General features: G+C 50.9%; 13 protein-coding genes. 3 read left to right on the forward strand and 10 right to left on the reverse strand.

Annotated features, from left to right (window positions below):
• Positions 1-3 precede the first annotated feature (3 nt).
• Positions 4-5,145 carry a translocation/assembly module TamB domain-containing protein gene (locus tag K3G39_RS21110; protein WP_370627177.1) on the reverse strand — a complete coding sequence of 1,714 codons (5,142 nt, stop codon included), beginning with the start codon at positions 5,143-5,145 and terminating at the stop codon, positions 4-6.
• Between the two features lie 229 nt (positions 5,146-5,374).
• Here K3G39_RS21110 and K3G39_RS01100 point away from each other — a divergent pair, with 229 nt between their 5' ends.
• Positions 5,375-6,076, forward strand: coding sequence for an IS1 family transposase (locus K3G39_RS01100; RefSeq protein ID WP_255593711.1), 702 nt, complete (start codon positions 5,375-5,377; stop codon positions 6,074-6,076).
• A 78-nt stretch (positions 6,077-6,154) separates the two neighbouring features.
• Positions 6,155-7,438: a hypothetical protein gene (locus K3G39_RS01105; RefSeq protein WP_255593712.1), complete on the forward strand. Its 1,284-nt coding sequence runs from the start codon at positions 6,155-6,157 to the stop codon at positions 7,436-7,438.
• A 32-nt stretch (positions 7,439-7,470) separates the two neighbouring features.
• Here the strand turns inward: K3G39_RS01105 and K3G39_RS01110 are convergent, their stop codons facing one another.
• A complete protein-coding gene (locus tag K3G39_RS01110) occupies positions 7,471-7,941 on the reverse strand; it encodes a YbhB/YbcL family Raf kinase inhibitor-like protein (protein ID WP_220624316.1) in 471 nt (156 codons plus the stop codon).
• Positions 7,942-8,248: 307 nt separating this feature from the next.
• On the opposite strand from K3G39_RS01110, the gene K3G39_RS20695 reads away from it, so the two are divergent.
• Positions 8,249-8,383 (forward strand): hypothetical protein, encoded by a 135-nt coding sequence (locus tag K3G39_RS20695; protein ID WP_255593713.1) that lies wholly within the window; start codon positions 8,249-8,251, stop codon positions 8,381-8,383.
• Between the two features lie 128 nt (positions 8,384-8,511).
• Here the strand turns inward: K3G39_RS20695 and K3G39_RS01115 are convergent, their stop codons facing one another.
• From K3G39_RS01115 to K3G39_RS01150, 8 genes are all read right to left on the reverse strand, one after another.
• On the reverse strand, positions 8,512-8,754 hold the full coding sequence (locus K3G39_RS01115; protein WP_220624317.1) for an acyl carrier protein: 243 nt from the start codon (positions 8,752-8,754) through the stop codon (positions 8,512-8,514).
• An 82-nt stretch (positions 8,755-8,836) separates the two neighbouring features.
• Positions 8,837-12,016, reverse strand: coding sequence for an efflux RND transporter permease subunit (locus K3G39_RS01120; protein ID WP_220624318.1), 3,180 nt, complete (start codon positions 12,014-12,016; stop codon positions 8,837-8,839).
• A gap of 32 nt (positions 12,017-12,048) precedes the next feature.
• Entirely contained in the window at positions 12,049-13,104 is a 1,056-nt protein-coding gene (locus tag K3G39_RS01125; RefSeq protein ID WP_220624319.1) for an efflux RND transporter periplasmic adaptor subunit, read from the reverse strand.
• A 17-nt stretch (positions 13,105-13,121) separates the two neighbouring features.
• Entirely contained in the window at positions 13,122-14,474 is a 1,353-nt protein-coding gene (locus K3G39_RS01130; RefSeq protein WP_370627170.1) for a TolC family protein, read from the reverse strand.
• A 69-nt stretch (positions 14,475-14,543) separates the two neighbouring features.
• Positions 14,544-15,005, reverse strand: coding sequence for a GbsR/MarR family transcriptional regulator (locus K3G39_RS01135; RefSeq protein ID WP_220624320.1), 462 nt, complete (start codon positions 15,003-15,005; stop codon positions 14,544-14,546).
• 110 nt (positions 15,006-15,115) lie between these two features.
• Positions 15,116-15,556, reverse strand: coding sequence for a DinB family protein (locus K3G39_RS01140; RefSeq protein ID WP_220624321.1), 441 nt, complete (start codon positions 15,554-15,556; stop codon positions 15,116-15,118).
• A gap of 37 nt (positions 15,557-15,593) precedes the next feature.
• Entirely contained in the window at positions 15,594-17,444 is a 1,851-nt protein-coding gene (gene treZ / locus K3G39_RS01145) for a malto-oligosyltrehalose trehalohydrolase (protein WP_220624322.1), read from the reverse strand.
• A gap of 72 nt (positions 17,445-17,516) precedes the next feature.
• Positions 17,517-19,127, reverse strand: a complete 1,611-nt coding sequence (locus tag K3G39_RS01150; RefSeq protein WP_220624323.1) for an alpha-amylase family glycosyl hydrolase — start codon at positions 19,125-19,127, stop codon at positions 17,517-17,519.
• Positions 19,128-19,307 lie beyond the last annotated feature (180 nt).

A 19,307-nucleotide genomic window follows, 5' to 3' on the forward strand; every position in this document is an offset into this window, starting at 1 on the left:
GACTTATTCTTGTTCTTCTTTTACGACTTCTTCTACTTTTTCTTCAGCTTCCTGCTCTTCCTTACGCTTTTCTTTCTGATTAAACTTGATGGCTTCCTCCAAGCGTCGCGCTTCTTTGCGGGCCTCCCGACTTTCCAGACTGCGGAACAGGTCAGAGAAATTGTCATAGTCGCGCACAAAAATCAGGGCAAGGCCGGTGGCCCGCACGTCACCTTCCAGGAAGCCCTCGTACTGGTTGCGCTGGAAGCCGCGCACACGCAGTCTGCCGTCTTTTGTTAATGAGTACTCTACCGATACGTCTCCTCCAAAACCGCTCATGTTGCGCTGCTGTTCGTTCTGTCCTTCCAGCCCAATATCGGTACCGACACGCACGGTCAGGCGATCATCCAGAAACTGCTGGCGCATGGCCACGTTCAGGTCGGTGCGTCCTTGGGCTGAGCCGGAGGAGTAATCTTCATAGGAACTCACGCCTAATTCCAGTCCGAGACCGCCGGCATAACGATTGGTCAGCTGATTAAGCTGGTCTGTCATCACCTGGCTTAAACTGTTGCGTGCCGTAGATCCCAGTCCGCCACCACCTGAGCTAGACAAAGGATCCTGTGCCAGAAAACGACCCAGTACCAGCAAAGAGAACACCTGCTTGTTGAGCTCGGAATCATCTTGGCGCAGCGCAGCCAGGCGGCTCTCTACAGTGCCATCCAATGCGCCGCGACGTTGCTCTTCCAGCTGAATATCAAATCCGATCTCCGGCTTGAGCAATTCGCCATTCAGGTTCACAAACACCTCGAAAGGCAATTGGGTACGGTAGCGGTTCAGCGCAGCCTGTTCCATATCAACCTGGTCAACCACCAGTTCCATAGGGGCTGCCTGAAGACTGTAAATAGCTGAAATCTGCATGTTGGCCTGCATCGGGTCGCCGGTCCAGTTGATGTAACTGCCTTTAGCGATGTCGAGTTGCCGTGACACCAGATCATAAAAGTCCATGCTATACCTGCCTTCCGTGATCACGTAGCGGCCACTCATGCTGATCTGTCCGCTTGGCGTGATGCCGATAAAAAGTGGCGAAGCACTACCGCGCACGACCAGGTTATCGCCCGTGGTCGGGTCTATCACAATAGTTACGGTGGTGGCATCGGTCACATTAATCTGCGCATCGACATTAGCACCCACAAAACCAGCTGACGTGCTTTCCTCCACTACTCTTGCAAGTATGGCGTTGAGCGAATCGTTGAGCGTGACATATTCCACTACCCCATCTCGCTCAGCGGCTGCCACATTATCGGCAGGTATAACGGTGGTAAAGGTGGAACCGTCCAGCACTGTTACAAATACCTCGATATTCGGTTCCAGCATACTGCCCGTTATGTTGGCTTTCATGGCCATCTGCACGGTGCCGTAAAACAGGTCGTTGTCGTTGGCGGTTGAGTTCATGGCCAGGAAGCGTTCTGTTCGGGCGCGCAGGTCGAAGGTATAGTCGGTGTAGTTCTGGGTCAGGATGTTGCCGTTGATGTCGAGTGTATTGCCCAGCGAGTCGGTGAGTGTGAAGTCTCGCATGCTGATGCCCTGCTCCGTGAACTCCATGCGTTCGTTTTGCAAGGTATAGAGTGAGTTGAGCATTGTCAGGTTAAACTGCGCCTGGTTGAAATCCAGTCCACCCCGGATGGCGGGCTGTGCAAGAGTGCCCGTGATGCGCAGTTTGCCATTGGCGTTGCCAGCCAGGTCGTCTACCATGCCTTGGGTAAAGCCGCCAAACGAGGCCAGGTTCAGGTTGGCAATGTTGGCATCGAGGTTGAGCAGGCTCGTTTCAGCCTGCATTGCATACGTACCATTCACCAGCACTTCGTTGCCATTGCCGGTAAGCGCCAGGTTCAGGTTGTAACGGTTGGCGCCTGCTGTGTTTGCTTTCAGGGCGATGTCGCCAATCGGTATACCTGTGTAGGCAAAGTCTGATAAGGTGAGGTCGGCGGTAAAAGCCGGGTTACCTGCCAGCAGGTCCGTCAAAGTAGCCGTTCCGTTCAGCACTCCTGTCATCACGCTATCCTGCTGCTGAAATGACTCCATGATATAACCGATCTCAAAGTTGCCAAACTCCACTTGCAGCGGTGCATTCGGGCTCACAGGGCCGGTGCTGTTAAGAAGCAGGTAATTGCCGTTGCGCTCCAGCCGGATATTTTGTGCATAAAGCAGATTGGTGTCGAATTGCAGATAATTGTCCTGTGGTACCGACCAGGGCTCCCCGTTGATGACGAGTTGCTCCGGATTGAAAGCAAAGCGGTATCCAGGTCCCAGACTATTGAGCATACCACCTATCACAAACTGCTCCACGCTGTCAGTATCAGCCATAGCCAGTCGCAACGACAAATCATTGTCGCGGGCTGCTCCGTTCATACTCACATTGTTGAGCAACAGGGAAGGAGAGCGAATCTCACGCACGCCCAGATTGTAAGCCATTTGCTCCCGGTTTCCGCGTACCTGCAGCGCCACATCCTGGATGTTATACTCAGTATAAGTCATCTTACCTATGTTTGCATCCATGGCAAACTCCTGCGTTTCGCCATTGTAAGAAGCCGTGATCGGACCATTTACCTGCAGTTCTCCCAAATCCGGTACAAAAGAGGCGATGATATCCGGACGGCGCACCTGCATTGTCACATCAAAGTCACCCAGGTTGAGATTAGCCGGGAAAGGCGGATCGGGTTGCAGGTCGAAATAGGCGGAGAAGTGTTTGGCCAGCGCTGTTGGTAATTCTCCCAGGTCGTTGGCAAAACGCATATCGGCATCGAGTATGCTGGAGTTGAGTGCGATGGCTGTGCCGGGCATTTTCTGGGTCAGCGTAAGCTGCAGCGAGTCGATCGGGTAGGAGACGCCTTGCAGGCGCACCCGTACATCATCGCCTTCCAAAGTACCGCTGATATCACTGGCATCCTTACCGGCAAAACGACCGCGCAGCTGACCTCTCACTCCCAGGTCCTCTTCATAAAAATTGAGTGCTTTCAGATCTACGCCTTTCAGGTCCAGGTCAAACACATATTCACCCCGCTCGGCATTGCGCATGTTGAAGTCGCCTTTGAGGTCGAAGTTCAGGTTTTCGTCGCGGGCCTTGGCTGACACAAGGTATAAGTTGCGGTCGATGCGGGCGACTACGTCCACATTGTTGTAAGCGTAGTTGTTGTAATTGGCTTCCTTAATGCGGGCCTTTACATTTGCGCGCATGGTTTCGGGACTGAGGCCTGTGCCCTGGGCTGTTGCTTCAAAAGCGACCCGGCCTACGCCATAGTCTTCCGTAAAAAGCTGCTTCAGATCAAAGCCTGATGTTCTGACTATCGCCTTGAACGGCTCAGCGCCAGCTGGTCCCTCGTCCATGTCAACCACAGCGTTCAGTGTGCCAAAGGAGCTTTTGATCGCTGCATTCAGATCGAAGTTGGTGAGGGTGCCGCTATACTTGCCTGTCATGCTCAGGTTATTCGGGATCCTGATTTCCGGAGGTATAGTACCGGGAGGAGCCAGTGCCAGTATGTCGGTGCGGGTCGTAGCCACACGGTTGAGGTTGAGGTTCATGGCCAAACGGTCAGGGTCCATGGCGTTGCGCACATTACCGCTCACGTTCACGGCAGTACCCTGCAAACCTGCCACCTGCAGCTGCAGTATATTAATGTTGTCGAGCCTACCCTGCGCACGCCCGTCGAGGCGAAGGGTGGAGTTAGCGATTTTCCGGAACGAAGGATTGTCAGCAAGGTCAGGTGCAAAATACAGAGCGTCCTTCATGCCAATGCGGCTGTTGTCGATGTCAAGGTCCAGCTGCACGGCGTCCAGGTTATCAGTCAAATCAGCCCAGGAGGTATAGCGCAGGGCCAGGTCTTTGCTGATGCGGCTGTTGCCCGTTTGCAGGTCGAGGTTGGCCAACCGGGCGTGCGTAGAGTCGAGTGTGATGTCAGATTGAAAATTGTTCACGCGGAAGCCGCTCTGCTCCTCAAGTTTGAGTTGGTTGAGTTGCATGCCCATCTGGTTCAGGCTATACCTCACATCTTCAGCATCCATCTCGATGTTGGTAAAGCGCAAGTGGTTGTAGTCCATTCCGCGAGCCTGTTGCGCCGCGTCGGCGTTGTCCATACCTGCTTCCAGTCCGCTGACGTTGAGCTTACCCAGGTTTACGACCCACTTCACCGGCTGACCCTGTGTCTTTTCTACCGATTCGTCCAGCTTACGCACAGTTTCAGCCGGGTTCACAGCCAGCGAGTCGGTCGGTTTCATTTTCTCCTGCACATAGAGTACTTTGGAATTGTGCAGATCGAAGCTGCGCAGGTCGATGCGGGCATTCGGCAGGTCAATATCATCTACGATTAGTTCTGAGTTCCCCAGCTTCAACTCGATGCGTTGGTCTGCAGGTATACTGACGTAGTTCAGCGCAAAATTCTCTACTTCCACGCCACTCATCCCGAAGTCAAAAGTAACTGGCTCAGGCTCGGTTTCTGGTGGCAGTTTGGACTGCACATAGCTTATACCTGTATTGCGCAGCTTTATTTCATCCAGCCGGTAAATTTCCTCTTCCAGGTTCAGTTCTTCCATGGTGGTGGTCAGCTGTCCCACTCTTGCCCTGATGTGGTTGCCGCCCGCCTCGTCGTTGAAGTTGACAAACACGTTTTCGAGGTTGATCAAGCCCAGATCCAGCTGCATCGCTGCAGCTGTGTCGGCAGGTTGGGCTGTTGTGGTATCGGTCGCGAAGGCCTCCGTCAGAAAATCGAAGTTGGAGGTAGAGTCAGGGCGGATGTGCAGGTTGAGGGTAGCCTGCTGCAGGTCTATTTTGCTGATATTGATGCCGCCACTGAGGAGCGACCATATACTGAGGTCCAACCCGAGGCGCTGACTATACCAGAGCGTATCCTGCTGCTGGTCCTCCATGTATACATCTTCGAGTACAATGGCATTGCGCCAGTCCGTTTTAAACCGCCCGATCTCTACCCGTGTATCGAGCATGCCGGCCAGGTATGAGGCTCCTTTCTGCGCAGCAAAATTTTGCACTTTCGGGATCTGCAGGGCTATGATAATGAGCAATAGCAGACCTACTACGATGGCAAGGAACCATAGTATTACCTTGGCAATGGTCTTTCCGATATGTTTAGCTGATGCGATAGGTGTCGTATTTATTGTTTGACTTTACGCAGGATTGCTAACAAGGATAGAATTTTTTACTATTGGAAATCGTATACCTGTTTGTTCACTGCCCTTGCTGAACTGCGCCACCCTTCTATTGTTAAGAACCCATGCGCCCTGAAACTGCAATTATTTAGTGGAGGCTAAGGTGTAATTACTTGGTTGAGGTCTACAATGTATGATGTGGGAATAAGTATGGCAGCAAGGGTGTTTACAGGAAGTTATGTGCGAGATAACTATCCAAGTAAACTGCCCCTACTGCCACAGTGTGAAAGTAGTAAAAAATGGCGTAAAGCGCACGGGCAGGCAGAACTTCCTCTGCCGGGACTGCCGAAAGCAGTTCCAGCACACGTATCAGAAAGCGGGCTGCAGGCCCGAGGCAAAGCGCCTGGTGCTGCAAATGCTTGTCAGAAACGCAGGCATCCGCGACATTGAAGAGGTAACGGGCGTGCACCGGCAGACCGTGCTCCGGTGGCTCAACCAGAAGGCCGACAGCCTGCAGGTCAGTCCCCGGCAAGGGCACTACGACTCGGTACAGGTAGACGAGGTGTGGACCTTTGTCAAAAGACGGAAGAAGTGCAAAAGGTGGCTCTTCTACGCTTACGCGCCCGAAACAGACGAGGTGCTGGCCTGGAGCTGGGGCAATCGCAGCGAGCATACGGTCCGCAGGCTCTACCGGCAGCTGGAGCAGCTTAGAATAGGCCATTTCTGCACCGACGACTGGCCTGCTTTCACCAAAGTGCTGCCTAAAGACAGGCACATGATAGGTAAAGCATACACCAAAAACATCGAGGGGGTCAACCTGTGCCTGAGAACAAGAAACAGAAGACTGAACAGAAAAACGGCCTGCTTCTCCAAAAAAGAGCAAAACCATGAAAATGCTATGAAACTAATATTCTATTACCGCAACCATCATACATTGTAGACCACGACCAATTACTTAATAGCCAAACAACTAGTGTTGCGAGGAGTACTTAAGACAGTCTTTTATTATACTTTGATCATGGCACAGGAAGCTATACCTAGGGGCTTTAAGGAAATGTTGGATTTCGGATTGGTAGAAGCTTTGTTGGGCCGACGGTCCCGCCGATTCTTCAGAGGAGCTGAGATACCGGATGGGGTTTTTGCCTACAAATCTGAACATGCCCCCATGCCCCTTTCTGAGCTGGAGAAGTTACTTGTCGTAACAGCTTGTGCCGGCAACACGGGTTGGCACAACATGATCTACCGGGCGCAGCGGTATGTACCACACCTGTCTAATTATGCCGCCGCTGCAGGAGGGCGCACTTTCCCTTCTGCAGCAGGCTTCCATACCTCCATGACCTTTTTTACAGACGATACAGGCGTGTATGTGGTCAACAACCGCGATGCGCCCGCCTCTGCTGATCGCAAAGAAGATGGCTCACTGGAGCTGGATGATGTGGTGCAGGCCATGCAGCAGCATATTACCAAATTGCAGGACGGCCGATTAAAGCTTCCCTCTGCAGTTCCATTTGTGGAGGCGCACAATACCTGGGTAAGTAACAAGCCGGGCACACTGCTGGTGATTCCGGTGGCTGATCTGGCGCAGCACGTGCTGTTAGCGCTCTGTTATATGTTGCAGAATGGCCTTGTGCTGTATGATGATATCAACAAACGCCCCATACCAGGTATAGCTCGTTTCAAGTCCCTGGTAGAGCCGGATAGTACCTGGCCGATCACTTATGTAGAGCAATTGTGCATGGCTGAGGTTACCGTGGAAATATCGACTTCCTGCTACGCGGGTTCGCTGATGTTGCAGGCTATGGGGCTAGGCGGGTGGTTATACGATGGCATCGATCCGTTTAGTGTGCTGGGGGCGAGTGGGGTAGCAGGTGCAGAAGGACTGGGGTTTCGCTACGATACAGATGAGCGTTGGCCTTATCCCAACCCGACCGGACTGGCAGGGGTGATGGAAGCTTACTGTCCGCCGCATTATCCTGATATGCGTGCTGCTGTGGAAGCAGTGTGTGAAAGAAAGTTCGGTAAGGGAGGCCCCTTTCATCCGGCAACTCCCGGCCCCTGGAAAGATGCCGCTGATGTACGGAGCGCTGCCCAGGTACATGATGCAGACTTCAGGGAGTGTGTGGCACTGCAGGCACAATACGTGTACGATACTTTCGGTAAATTCCCCGGCACGGTGCCTTCGGTCTTCATTTGTCCTTACTTACAGGCTCACCACCTCGATCTGGACTTTTATGATAAGTTTTATCAGCCGGGTGCCTATTTGTATACGCATGCCCACCATATGAAGCAGTGGCACCCGTAGCTTCTACAAAAAATTAGCTATATAAGCTTTGATCAGGCCATCATCACGTTGTAGCGGCTATACACGCCCATCAGTTCGCCCATTGCTAGCACATGCGGGCCCATTACGCGGAGCAAGGCCTGCCGGCCGGTACCCTCTTTTATATTGAGCATCACATCCAGCGCGTATACCCTGAAGTAATAATGATGCAAACCCTGGGGCGGGCAGGGGCCACCGTAATGCAGTTTTCCAAAATCGTTGGTTCCCTGTATACCTGGCACAACGCCTTCATCGATCAGATTAGTGGGAGGGATGTTCCAGACCAGCCAGTGTGTCCAGATGCCCCGCGGCGCATCCGGATCCTCTATGATCACCACCACACTTTCTGTATACTTAGGCAGGTTTCTGATTTCCAGCGGTGGACTGATGTTCTCGCCATCACAGGTATAGCGGTTCGGAATCCGCTCACCCTGCGAAAAGGCGGGACTTGTAAGGTATAGCTTTCCTTGTGTTCTCGGCTGCATAACGTTTCAATTCCAGTGTAGTGTAAGTATGACTGTCATTCAGGTGGGTGGAAAGGAAAAAGGTAGCACAAATGTGGGTTTTATATTTATATAATAACTTTGTTTTTTTATAAAGGTTGAGTTTTTAAATAAATAAAAGTATATATTTACTAATAATCTTATTAATTGTAGATGTTTATACCGTAAAAGCCTCTTAAAACAATGTGAATAAATATTTTTTACATCTTTTTTCTATAAATAATTGATTATTAGCCGGAACCTATTAACTTTCGTATATAAGGCAATCCGGATAAAAAAGCATGAGGTTATGGAGATATTTATCATCTTAACAGTACTGTCGATTTATGCAGTAGGCTACCTGTTGTACTACATGTATGGCAAAGAGGAGCAGAAATACCGAAAGTACGACCGCTATCAAAAGTATGACCGCTATCAGGTATAGGGTCAACCAATACTGTTTGTGTTTTCAGTTCGCGGGCGCTGACCGCGAACTGTTACGCCATGAAAAAAGGTGCTGAACTATATTCAGCACCTTTTTTCATGGCGTAAATCAAATGGGAAATTTTGAGCTTATCTGGCAGTGCTCAACTGCAGGTAATTAACCAGGTCATCTATTGAGTAAACCGGTACTTCGTCCGGAATCACGACATTATACCTCTTCTCTACTGCCAGTATAATATCTACCACATCAACTATATCCAATCCATTTTCCCAAAGGCCTTTGGGACCGGAAAGTTTATGGGGGGCGATTGTTTTTAATCTGCTTACCAGATTAAGTACCTCACTGTACAAGGTAGTTCTAGGATCTGCCATATGCTTAAAATAAAAGGTAGTGTTTCCTGTTCTCCTCCTGCCTTTAGTTCTGGCAGGAGGAGAGAGGATTTTAAATTAGATCTTAGTGCGCATACTCGTGCGCCATTTTCCTTTCTTCGAGTGCTTTGGTTTCGTGCTCCAGTTCTTCCAATATTTTCTCTTCCAGCACGATCACAGTTTTCTTGTCCCAGCCGAACTTTGCCAGGATGCGGTCAAAACCGTAGTAGATGATCGGCACCACGATCAGAGTCAGGAACATAGATGAGCTCAGACCACCGATCAAAGCCCAGGCCAGACCGTTCTTGGTCGCGGCCACGGAGCCACCTGCCAGTGCGATCGGCAACATACCAATCACCATCGCAAGCGTCGTCATCAGGATCGGACGGAAACGGATACGAACTGCTTCGGTCAGGGCTGCTTTCACCTCCACGCCTTCATCTTTCAGCTTGTTGGTAAAGTCAACCACCATAATCGCGTTTTTCGCTACCAGACCAATCATCATAATGATACCCAGGATCGAGAAGATACTCAGTGCCTGTTGTGCCAGCGCAAGTGCCAGTAAGGCACCAATGATCGCCAGCGGTATAGAGAACAGTACTACCAGTGGGTATACATAAGAGTCGTACAGGGCCACCATGATCAGGTATACAAAGATGATAGAGGCCAGCAAGGCGATACCCAGCGTACCAAAACCTTCGCTCTGGTTTTTCATGTCGCCACCAAACTCGTAGCTCACACCTTTTGGCGCTTCTACTGCCGCGAGTTTCTCCTGAATCTCTGCACCGATCGAACCAGACGGACGACCGATTACCTGCGAGTTCACGTTCACGGAAGTTACACGGTTGTAGCGCTCCAGCTGCGAAGGACCTGTTGACTGACGGATATCAGCAAACTGACCCAGACGCACCAGTTGGCCCGTATTGTTCACAAAAGACAGGTTAGCAATATCTGTCACGCTGCGGCGGTCAAACTCGTCGAGGCGGATGTTGATGTCATAGTCTTCAGTACCGGAGCGGAATGTCACGTCGGAGTTACCACTAAAGGCCAGCTGCATGCTTGCACCTACGTTCTCCAGCGACAGGCCTACGTTGGCCATCTTATCACGGTCCACAACTACTTCAATTTCCGGGTTACCACCTTCCACTGACATCTCGACGTCGGCCGTACCAGACACACCTTCTACCACGCGCATTACCTGCTGCGAGAAATTCATCACACTGTCCAGGTTAGAACCTGAAATAATCAGCTGGATTGGCGCTTGTGAGTTACCAACCAGACCTACCGGCACCGGTGTCACTTCCACGTTCGGAAGTTTGCTCTCGATGTCAGCTTTGGCCTGACGGCTAAACTGGTCGGTGCTGAACGTACGCTCCTTCACGTCAATCAACGTCACTGATACTTCCGATTTATAAGCTGTGTTCTGACCCTGCTGTGCTGAAGAAGTAGTACCAACTGTGGTAAACACTTTCGATACTTCCGGGAAAGACTCCAGGTATTGCTCTACCTGGCGTGTTGCAAAGTTGGTCTGCTCTACGGTTGAGTTCTTTGGTAACTCCAGCTGCAAGCTTACTTCACCACGGTCACCGGCAGGTATAAAGGCCGAACCGATAAAGCCGAGTGGCACGAGTGCAAACGAAGCAACCAGCAAGATTATGGTTACGGACAGCGTAATAAACTTGTGGTTAAAAGCCCACTGCAGTGCTGACGTAAAGCCGTCAATAATGCGGTCCAGCACGCGCTCAAAAGCCAGAATGAAGCGACCGAAAATGTTTTTATCAGAAATATGCTCTAAACGTGAGAAACGGCTGGCCAATAGCGGAATCAGGGTGAAGGCTACGAACAATGAGATCATCGTTGAAACGGCCACTACCACGGCAAATTGACGCAGAATGTCTGATACCAGACCCGAAGAAAGGGCGATAGGTATAAACACCACCGAAATTACGAGCGTGATAGATGTAACAGTCGCCATGATTTCACGAATACCGTCGTAAGCAGCTTGTGCCGGCTTTTTGCCCATTTCCATGTGGCGGTGAATGTTCTCAATTACCACAATGGCGTCATCCACCAGGATACCTACTACAAGCGAAAGCGCCAGCAGCGACATCAGGTTAAGCGAATAACCAAACAGGTACATGAAAATAAAGGTTGCCACCAGGGAGGCAGGTATAGAGATCATTACGATCACCGCATTTCGGAACGAGTGCAGGAACAGCAACATCACAACTGCCACCAGGATCACCGCAATCATCAAGTCATGGAGTACCGAGTCGGCTGCCTCCAGTGTAAAGTCAGAGGAGTCGTTGGCGATGTTGAAGTTCAATCCTACATCAGCGTATGAGAGCTCCAGATCAGCCAAGGCTTCTTTTGTCAGACGGCTTACCTCTACAGCGTTGGCATCTGACTGCTTCTGAATCGTGATACCCACGGAAGGGTTGCTGTTTACGCGGGTTAATACTTCAATATCTTTCTGCGTATCCTGTACTTCTGCTACGTCGCCCAGGCGCACAATACCGTTCGCATCTTCACGCACGATTAGGCTTCGCAGTTGGTCCAGCGACTCGAACTTACCAGCCAGACGAATCTGGGTTTGTCCGCTTTCCTGCTTGATCTTACCCGTAGGGAAGTCGAGGTTGGAGTTGCGGATCTTCTGCTGTACCTGCAGGATAGAGAGGTTATAAGCCTCCAGTTTGTTGGCGTCGATGTTCACTTTGATCTCGCGCTCCTGGCCACCCAGAATTTTGATGGCAGCCATACCTGGTATGCGCGATAGCTCTGGCTTGATCTTTTTATCGATCAGGTCATAGAACTCGGTTGGCGACATATTGGCCGTGGCACCCATCTTGATGATCGGGAGGTCGTCGAGGTCAAACTTGTTAAGCGTGGGCGACTCGGCATCATCCGGCAGATTGGCCAGAATGGTGTTGATCTTTCGCTGCGCATCCTGCAGGGCCAGGTCCACGTTGGTGCCCTGGTTCAGTTCCACTACAATAATAGAGAAACTCTCCAGAGAAGTACTACGCATTGTCTTCACGTTCTCGAGTGCCGATAAGGCCTCCTCGATCTCTTTGGTCACCGAGTTCTCTACCTCGTTAGGAGAGGCACCCGGATAAATGGTAGAGATGGTCAGTACCGGTGGGTTGAACTTCGGAAGAAGCTCGTAGTTCAGCGACATGTAGCTCGCAACACCCAGCAGTGTGAGGACCGTGAAGACCACCACCACCAGGGTTGAGCGCTGTATGGATATTTTGGTTATGTTCATTTCTTAATATTCTTGAGAAAGAAGATTTTCTGTTATTTCAGCACGTTAACTTTCATGCCTTCACGCAGGTTGATCTGGCCGCTGCGAACTACCTGCTCGCCTGGCTTCACACCATCCAGAATTTCTACCTGGTCCTGCGTTACCACGCCTACACGTACCGGGCGCTGGCTGGCCTGTCCGTCTTTCACCACATACACAATTGGGTTCTGGATGCTACCCACTATCGCTTCACGTGGCAACAGCATGGCGTCACGCTGGTCGGCTACGTCGAAGAAAGCGGTGCCATACATACCGGCACGCAGGTTGTTGTTAGCGGCATTTTTCACTTCCACTTCCACATCAAACTTCAGGGTAGGGTCAGCCTGGGCGGCAATAGCCGTTACCACGCCTTCATACTCCTGGCCTGAACCTGCATCGGCTTTCACTTTCACTTTGTCGCCTTTGTTGATCAGCAGTACTTCGCTTTCAGAAGCTTTCACTTTCAGTTTCAGCTTGTCCACGTTCACAATGTCGTACAGCTTCGTGCCTGCATTCAGGTATGAGCCTATTTCTACATAGATTTCGTTTATCTCGCCACTGATAGGGGCTGTGATACGTGTTTTGGTCAGGCGCTGACGGGCAGCTACCAATTGGCCTGCCGTAGCTTTTGCATTCAGGCGGGCATCTTCCAGCTGACGCTTGGTGATGGCATCTCCTGCAGCCAGGTTCTCGAAACGCTCAAGGTCACGCTTGGCTTTTTCGGCATTGGTTTGGGCTGTAGCAAGGTCGGCAGCCATGGTGTTGCTTTCTACCTGTACCAGCAGTTCGCCCGCTTTCACTTTATCGCCTTTGCGCTTGAGCACGCTTTTGATCTGACCTTGTGTTTCAGATAGCAGCGTTAGGCTCTGGATCGGAGCGAAGTTGCCTTGCGCCGTAAAAGACTTGTCGAGTTTGGCGGAAGCTACTTCGGTAATGGTGACAGGTATAGCATCGCTCTTGATGGAGGCTACGGCAGCGTTGGCAGCCATTTGCTCTTTGTTGCTCATCAGCTTAAAGCCTATAGCGCCCAAAATCACGATTACGACTACGATATAAATCAGCTTTTTCATTTTGTTCTTTGTGATGCTTATTTAATTAATGTGTTTAGGTCGCCGGTAGCTTTCAGGTAGCCAAGTTGGGCCAGCTGGTACTTCAGCATTTCGTTATTCAGATTTGTTTTGGCTTCGCGCAGACTCACTTCAGCTTCCAGTAGGTCAGTCAGCGGAGAGATGCCTTCTTTGTACAGGTCATTCGTGGTGTCGTATACCTCCTGGGCCAGGGCCACATTCTGCTCCTGCGCCGCTATGGACGACGAGCTGTTCTGCAGCTGGCTGATCGAGTTCTCAAGCGCCACTTCCAGGTTCTTGGTCAGTTTCTGGCGATCCGCCTCCAGCGACTTTAGGGTATATTCGGTCTGCTTGATCTGGGAATGTTTTTTCAATCCATCAAAGATCGGGATGTTGAGCTGCAAACCGACGATACCAGTACTAAACCAGGGCTGACTAGAGTCAAAGAAGTTAAACTCTTTGCGCATGGCATTGTACTGGAGGGTTCCGGTAGCAGACAGGGTAGGGTAGTAGCCGGACTTGATGTTCTGCATTTGCAAATCTGTCAGTTCGGTCTGCTTGTTGAGTAACTCCAGTTGCGTTTGTCCCTGCACCAGGTCTTTGCTACTGTTAAATGCGGCAGCACCTGTATCGAGCGTAATGGTAGCGTCTGTCAGGGCTATACCTTCTTCCAGTGGCATACCCATAAAGAACTTCAGCACGTTCATTTGCTGGTCAAGCGCGCTGGTTAGCGTTTGTAGCTGTGTCTCGAGGTTTGTTTTGTTTACCTTGATGCGGTTCACGTCCACTTTTCGGGCCAGGTCGTTTTCGTACTGCAACTGCAGGATCTTGCCTAATTGGTCCAGTCGGGCCAGGTTAGCGTTGATGATCTCGAACTGCTCTTTTGTCTGCAAAATCTGGAAATAAGAAGAGCTCACGTTGTACATTACTTCTTCTTCGGTCATGACCTTGCGCAGGCGGTAGAGGTCCTCGCTGCTTTTGGCTGCCTTAAGTCCTACAAAATAAGACTGGTTAAACAGCAATTGCGACAGCTGTATACCTGCTGAAGCATTGTATTTGGTACCGAACTGCACCGGGATCATCTCGTCTGGCTTGCCCTCAAATACGTTCGGGATCACCTGCACCGGGATGGCCGGATACATATTAAAGTTACCGAAGCCATTTACCTGCGGCAAACCAGTGCTCTTGGCCTCTTTTACCATGTATTTGGCGCTCAGTTGGTCATACGAAGCCTTTTGCATGTCTTCGTTATGCTCCAGCGCGTACGTGATGGCCTCCTGCAGACTCAGCGTCTGTACATCGGGCTTTTCCTGCGCCACAACCGGCTTCACGAAAAGCATGGCCAATCCGACTACTAAATATTTGATTTTCACGTTTTTAGTTTATTGTGTTTAGATATAATTAGTAAGTTCTGAAAATAATGAACTGTAAGAATAAAAAAATTATTTCCGGGTCATCTCCCACTCATCAATCAGGTCGGGCAACTTGTTTTTCATATAATCCAAGAAGCTGATGAAGTCATTCAGCTTAGTGTCGTAGATTGGGTTTTCGCGCTTTCTGACTTCCATTACACGTTTCAGTAATCCGTTCAGGTGGCTCAGATCTTCCATTTTCTTTGAAAACAGGTCACGCCAGTTAGATGACTTGATGCGGAAGTAGCGCTTACGGTCGCCCGGGAATGTGGTATACTCGATGTGCCCGGTGTTGAGCAGCATGTTCAAGGCGTTGCTGGTAGCGCTTTTGCTGATGTTTAGTGTTTCACTAATATCATCAAAAGTGAGTTCCGCGCGGTCAGAAACAAGCAGCAGCCCCATTACCCGTGCCACAGCAGGCTGAAAGCCGTTGTTCTCCTGATAAATGCCAAATTCCTCGATCAGGCTAAGCTGTTGTTCGCTAAGAGTCATATTATACCTTTCTTTTAAAGAATTAACGATACAAAGGTAATAGTTAGTTTCATTAGTTCATAATTTGCAGAACTAAATTTTTGCTATAATCTGAACATTCAGTTTGCTCCTTATTCCAGCATGCGTCTCAAATAGTTGATTTGGCCGAGGTGATAGTTTAAATGACCGTAAAGGTGTATCATGAAAAAGCTGACGGTCATTTCATAACCAAGCACCTGCTGCGGATAGGTTTCCTGTAGTTCGTTTTCGGTGAGGCGCCCGAATGTATGGGAGACAATGCGCTTTACCTCGGCAATTTTTTCAAGCAATTCCTTCCTGGCAATATTCCGGAGGTTAAATTCTGCATCCCGGTTCCGGACATAGCCACTCTGGCCCAGTATAGCTCCGATATAGGTATTAAGATTCCCCACCAGGTGCAGGCAGAGGTTTCCGGCAGAATTACTTATTTGCCCTTTCGTTTTCCATAAGTTTTCCTCCTCTTCGAATGCCAGAATCTCGTTTGAGAGCCTTTCCAGTTCCCGATCAAACAAATGGCGTAGTTCAGTTGACATTTGCTGCATGTTCAATTTCTTTATACTTTTTCATTTATCACAACTCCAGCCTGCCTTCATAAACCAGCACAGTCAGTGGGGGCAGTTGCAACGAGTGGTTTGCCTTTGCTTTCCCAGGTATAACCTCTTTGCGGTTCTTTTTCCGGACCTGCCATTCGGTCGCTGTAGAGTCAAGTATGAGCTGCCAGTCAGGAGACCAATCGGGTAAGGGACAGGGCAGGGAGGTTTCGGAGAAGTTGAAGAGACAAATAAGGTGCTGCAGGCCGTCTTCGGTTTGGCGGTGCAGCAGCAGTCCCTGAGAACCCATTACGTGTGCCCGTGTGCAGTTTTTGCTGAACTCCTGCAGTACAGGATGTGAGCGTCGCAGGCTTATGAGTGTGCGGTGCCAGTCCAGCAGCAGCCGGTTTTTGCCTTCCCGTCGCTTTTCCCAGCTTAATTTTGAATTCTCAAAGGTCTCCTCTGCCTGCGGATCGGGCGGTTGCACTTCCCATTTGTAACTGGCGAACTCTTTTCTTCGGCCTTCGCGCACAGCGTGTATCAGCTCTTTGTCTGAATGGCTCACGAAATAGAAGAAAGGACTTTCCTCTGCGTACTCTTCACCCATGAAAAGTAAGGGCACGTAAGGTGATAGTAGTAGGGCAGCGGCGGCCAGTTTCAGCCTGTCAGTATTTATCAGCACCGAAAGTCGTTCTCCTTTGGCCCGGTTGCCCGCCTGATCGTGATTGAGGTTAAATACGATGAACTGATCGCCGGCTATACCTGCAGAGGAGGCACCATGCCGTCTTTTCCGGAAACTAACGTACTCGCCGCTGTGCACGAAACCATCGTTATAGGCCTTGGCCAGTTGTTCCATCTTTCCGAAATCAACATAACGTTCCTGTCCTTTACTGTCGAGCAGCACATACAGGGCATGGTGAAAATCATCAAGCCATTGTGCTTCGAAGCCGTAGCCGCCAACTTCCGGGTTCTTGACAACTCGTGGACTGTTGTAGTCACTTTCGGCTGTCAGGTATAGCCGGCGGCCCAGGCGCTGTTCCAGTTTTCTTACTTTCCGGTGGATCAGTTCCCAGATGTGTACTGCTCCGTTGTCGATCACGGCATGAATGGCGTCGAAGCGCAATCCGTCCAGGTGATAGTGCTCAAACCAATAAAGTGGGTTATCCGAGATATAGGCTCGCACCCCATCCGACCAGGCTCCGTCAAAATTAATGGCATCTCCCCAGGGCGAGTTGTACTGATCTGTAAAATAAGGCCCGAACTGTGACAGGTAATTTCCTTCCGGCCCCAAATGGTTATACACCACATCCAGAAAAACAGCGATTCCTCTGGCGTGGCAGGCATTGACCAGAAGTTTCAGGCCCTCCGGACCACCGTAAGAGTTTTGTACAGCGTACGGGTATACGCCGTCGTAACCCCAGTTGCGATGGCCCGGAAAAGCGGCCACCGGCATCAACTCAATGGCATTTAAACCTGTCTCGACCAGTTCTTCCAGACGCGGAATGATAGCCGCAAAAGTGCCTTCGGGTGTGAAGGTACCGACATGCAGTTCGTACAGAACAAGGTCCTGAAAGGGGAGACCGCGCCAGCTGCCGTCCTGCCAGGTATAGGCGGCATGGTCGATTACTGCGGACGATTCGTGTACGCCATCAGGCTGGTGAAAGGAGGCAGGGTCAGGATAATCCTGCTCTCCGTCGGGCATATAAAAGTAGCGGGTGCCGGGGTAAGTAGTCTCAACTTCCAGGGTATAGAAACCTTCGCTATCTGACTGCATTTGTAGTTTGCGCTCCTCAGGGTATATCAGGTGCAGCACCATCTGCTTCTTCTCAGGAGCCCACACTGTGAAGCGACACCTGCCATTGCCCAGGTAAAAGGCACCCGCTTTTTTCATAGCTTCAGCTGTAGGTATAAGATTTTATTTCAAGGCGTCCACAGTTGGTTCAGGCAGTCTGCTATACCTGACTTAGGCTTGATTTAGCCGGATGATCATCCCTTCGTCCCCGCTCAGGCTGACGTGCTTGCCAACCACTCCGCCTTCACGTTCCGGCAGTGTGTCGATTACGATGGTACCCTCGAAACTGAAATGCTCTGGCGCAAAATGACAGGGTCTGTGGCTCAGGTTGAGCAGAATCAGAAAGCGTTGATCCGGGGTATAGCGTAGGTAGGCCAAAAGCGGACCATTCGCTACCACAGGTCTGTAGTCCCCGATGTGCAGGGCCGGCTCTTCCTGACGCAGTTTGATCAGGCGTTTGTAAAGTGCGTAGATCGAGAATTCGTCTTCCTGCTGCGCTTTCACATTTACACGGCGATAGTCTTCGGGCAGTCGCAACCAGGGTTTGCTTTGGCTGAAGCCTGCGTATTCGCTTTTGTCCCACTGCATGGGGGTGCGTTGCGGGTCACGGCTCAGGTTAAGGCCGGGCATGTTGAGCCCCTGCGGATCCTGAATTTCGTCCGGAGGTATAGGCACGTCGCGCATCCCGATCTCATCGCCATAATAGATGGTAGGTGTTCCGCGCAGCGTGAGCAACAGCATGGCCGCCACCCTGGCCTGCGCCTTGCCCACCCGACTCGTGATCCGGGGCTGATCATGGTTGCCCAGCACCCAGTTCGGCCAGCCGCCATCTGGCAAAGCACCTTCGTATTGATTTATGTTAGAGGAAATCTCCGAGGCATCCCAGTCAATGGAGAGCAGCAGAAAGTTGAAAGGCAGGTGCGCCCCGTTCTTGTCCGAGCCGTAATACGTCATCAGTTTGTGGATAGGCAGGTATATCTCGCCGATCATCATGCGTTCGTCGTAGTTGTCGAGTACCTGGCGCATTTTGTGCACAATATCGTGTACCTCAGGCTGGTCGGTGGAGTAGGCCGGAATCAGTTTTTCGTAAGTGGCCTGGTGCGGTTTGTAATTCGGATTAACGGGATTATCACGCAGCTGGTCGTCTTTGATCATGTGCCACATCACGTCTACCCTGAAACCGTCTACGCCTTTGTCGAGCCAGAAGCGCATCACATCCAGCATGGCCTTTTGCACCTCCGGGTTGCGCCAGTTCAGGTCGGGCTGCTCTTTCAGGAAAGCGTGGTAATAATACTGTTGCGTGTTTTCGTCCCACTCCCAGGCGCTGCCGCCGAACACGCTGAGCCAGTTATTTGGCTCGGAGCCGTCTTCATGGGCATCTTTCCAGATGTACCAGTCCCGCTTCGGACTGTCTTTGGATGAGCCCGATTCTTTAAACCAGGGGTGCTCGTCGGAGGTATGGTTGGGCACCAGGTCCAGGATCAGCTTCATGCCCCGGTCGTGCACGGCCTGCAGCAGTTTATCAAAATCGGCCATGGTGCCAAACAGCGGATGAATGTCGCAGTAATCGGAAATGTCGTAGCCAAAATCGGCCATGGGAGAGGAGAAGATAGGAGAGATCCAGATCGCCTTTATACCTAGTGTTTTGATGTGGTCGAGTCGTTGGATGATGCCCTGCAGGTCACCCACGCCATCGCAGTTACTGTCCTTGTAAGAGCGTGGATAGATCTGGTAAATAACTCCTTCCTGCCACCACAGGTATTTTTGCTGCGCGTCTTTCATAGTCTGTTGGTTTGGTCTGCAAATCGGCCTCGGGCCGGTCGTGTTTTAATGACTCATGTACGGGAAATTCTGGGGAGGGTATGGTTTAGCCGGCTCACTTACCCGTCATTATAAAAAAGACACAGGAATTATTCCTGTGCCAGAAGGGGGGCAGCTTTTACCGGGAATGTAGGAGAAGCA

It is taken from the genome of Pontibacter sp. HSC-14F20 (assembly GCF_019599265.1).
Lineage (GTDB): Bacteria > Bacteroidota > Bacteroidia > Cytophagales > Hymenobacteraceae > Pontibacter.

Coding starts and splice junctions, on each gene's coding strand:
- K3G39_RS01135 (WP_220624320.1), bottom strand. CDS start 15,005: ATGACTCTTAGCGAACAACAGCTTAGCCTGATCGAGGAATTTGGCATT.
- K3G39_RS01140 (WP_220624321.1), bottom strand. CDS start 15,556: ATGTCAACTGAACTACGCCATTTGTTTGATCGGGAACTGGAAAGGCTC.
- treZ (WP_220624322.1), bottom strand. CDS start 17,444: ATGAAAAAAGCGGGTGCCTTTTACCTGGGCAATGGCAGGTGTCGCTTC.
- K3G39_RS01115 (WP_220624317.1), bottom strand. CDS start 8,754: ATGGCAGATCCTAGAACTACCTTGTACAGTGAGGTACTTAATCTGGTA.
- K3G39_RS01105 (WP_255593712.1), top strand. CDS start 6,155: ATGGCACAGGAAGCTATACCTAGGGGCTTTAAGGAAATGTTGGATTTC.
- K3G39_RS01110 (WP_220624316.1), bottom strand. CDS start 7,941: ATGCAGCCGAGAACACAAGGAAAGCTATACCTTACAAGTCCCGCCTTT.
- K3G39_RS01125 (WP_220624319.1), bottom strand. CDS start 13,104: ATGAAAAAGCTGATTTATATCGTAGTCGTAATCGTGATTTTGGGCGCT.
- K3G39_RS01100 (WP_255593711.1), top strand. CDS start 5,375: ATGTGCGAGATAACTATCCAAGTAAACTGCCCCTACTGCCACAGTGTG.
- K3G39_RS01120 (WP_220624318.1), bottom strand. CDS start 12,016: ATGAACATAACCAAAATATCCATACAGCGCTCAACCCTGGTGGTGGTG.
- K3G39_RS20695 (WP_255593713.1), top strand. CDS start 8,249: ATGGAGATATTTATCATCTTAACAGTACTGTCGATTTATGCAGTAGGC.
- K3G39_RS01150 (WP_220624323.1), bottom strand. CDS start 19,127: ATGAAAGACGCGCAGCAAAAATACCTGTGGTGGCAGGAAGGAGTTATT.